This is a genomic window from Microvirga sp. Mcv34, assembly GCF_024519725.1.
GTDB lineage: Bacteria > Pseudomonadota > Alphaproteobacteria > Rhizobiales > Beijerinckiaceae > Microvirga.
Genome location: NZ_JALJRK010000223.1, coordinates 1 through 1,707, shown reverse-complemented (window position 1 = coordinate 1,707; position 1,707 = coordinate 1). Strand labels below are relative to the sequence as shown.

Sequence of the window (1,707 nt, the reverse complement as noted above, 5' to 3'; positions counted from 1 at the left end):
CCCCGAAGGAGTAGGTCGATCACGTCGTTGACATGACCAAGCGACCTATAGGTGTCATTGCAATGTAGAAATGGCACTCAGCGTGCAAAGTAGAAATGACACCAGTGTATAGTTCGAGTCATTTAGCGCTGACCTGTCTCCTGAACCCAGCACAGCTGGTCAGGGTTGCTGTGCTGGGTTCAGGAGACCTCCAGCAAAAGCGGAAAACGGAATGAGGTTTCTAGCGGGATACCATCCGATCCGAGATGGCCATGCCGCTCTTCAGCTGACCTTGAACATGTGACGCTCGCCCTGTCCCCGCCGACGCGGCGCCTTGGCCGAGCGCTGCTCGTCCCGCTCTTGCTGGATCTGCGCCACATAGCTGAGGACCTCACTCAGCCGCTTGTTCTCGACGATCGCGGCCTGGGTGACCCGCCGCAGCTTGTCATAGGTGCGGTAGGGCAGATCAAGGCCCTTGTGGCGGATCGCCAGCCTCCCGTCCGGATAGTCGATCACCGTGACCCGCTGGCGGGCGAGGGGACGCGTGATCTCATTCGGCTCGAGCAGAAACAGGATCTTGTCGTACTGGAGCGTCAGATTGTGCGTGACCGTGCGTTCCTCCTTCCAGGCGAAGACATCCTCCAGCACCATCTCCTGCGGCACCGGACGGTGAGCATCCGTGCGGCTGAACGGCTCCTTGGCGAAACGCCGGTTATGATCGGCCAGGAACCCCGGCAGAAAGGCGTTGGCGGCCTCGATCGTCGAGATGCCGGCAAGCCGCATCTCCTTAACCAAGCGATCCTGGAGCGTGCCGAACGAGCGCTCGATCCGGCCTTTGGCGGCCGGCGTGTTGGCGCAGATGATGTCAATGTTGAGCTCATGCAGGGCCCGTCCGAACTGGGTCATGCCGTCACCACCTTCCGCCTCTGTCTTGCTGACCCGGAAGATGGCGTGCTTGTCCGAGTAGAAGGCGATCGGGCGGCCATGGACTGCGACGTATTGGTGGGTCTCGCGCAGGTAATCGAAGGTGGATTCTGAGGGCACGAAGGCAGCATGCATGAGCCGACTGGTGGCATCATCGATATAAGCCAGAAGCGTGCATTGCGGGCCACGGGCCTCGAACCACCAGTGCTTGGAGCCATCAATCTGGATCAACTCGCCCATCCGCTCGCGGCGATTGCGCGGCTGATGAACGGAAGGAAGGCGCCGGCGGCGATCCAGCCACAGACCTTCCTCCATCATCCATTGGCGCACCGTCTCTCGGGACACGGGACAACCATGGGTCTCCCGCAGCTTCTCAGTGGCCAATGTCGGACCGAAATCCGGATAGCGTTCCTTGATGATCGTCACAACCAGGTCGCGGACCGATGCGGGAAGCCGATTGTTGCCAGGCTTGCCGCGGCGCTTGGACGCCAAGCTGACGGCTCCATGCTCCCGGAAGGCCTTCAGGAGCCGGAAGACCTGCCGACGTTTAAGCTGAAGCAGGGCGCACGCGTCCCGAACGGTGATCCGACGGGCTTCTAAATCCATCAAGACATTGAGCCGCGAAAACTCCTTGTTGCTCATCGACACCACCGCCATCGGCCACGTCCTCCTGCAACCCCGAAAAGCAGGAGAGTGCCATTTGAACTTTGCAAGGGGGTGTCATCTCTATATTGCAGCTACAATAGGTGTTCGCATTTACCTAGAGGTATTCTCAAATCCCTCAGGTATCGTAGGTGGTTAGAC

The 1,707-nt window shown here is 59.8% G+C and carries 1 protein-coding gene; it reads right to left on the bottom strand.

The features are described 5' to 3' along the window. Window positions 1-261 precede the first annotated feature (261 nt). Window positions 262-1,560 carry an ISNCY family transposase gene (locus OC446_RS30240; protein ID WP_262032569.1) on the bottom strand — a complete coding sequence of 433 codons (1,299 nt, stop codon included), beginning with the start codon at window positions 1,558-1,560 and terminating at the stop codon, window positions 262-264. Between the last annotated feature and the right edge of the window lie 147 nt (window positions 1,561-1,707).

Bases quoted from the DNA above. Each gene is read 5' to 3' on its own strand.
- OC446_RS30240 (WP_262032569.1), bottom strand. From the start codon at position 1,560: ATGGCGGTGGTGTCGATGAGCAACAAGGAGTTTTCGCGGCTCAATGTC.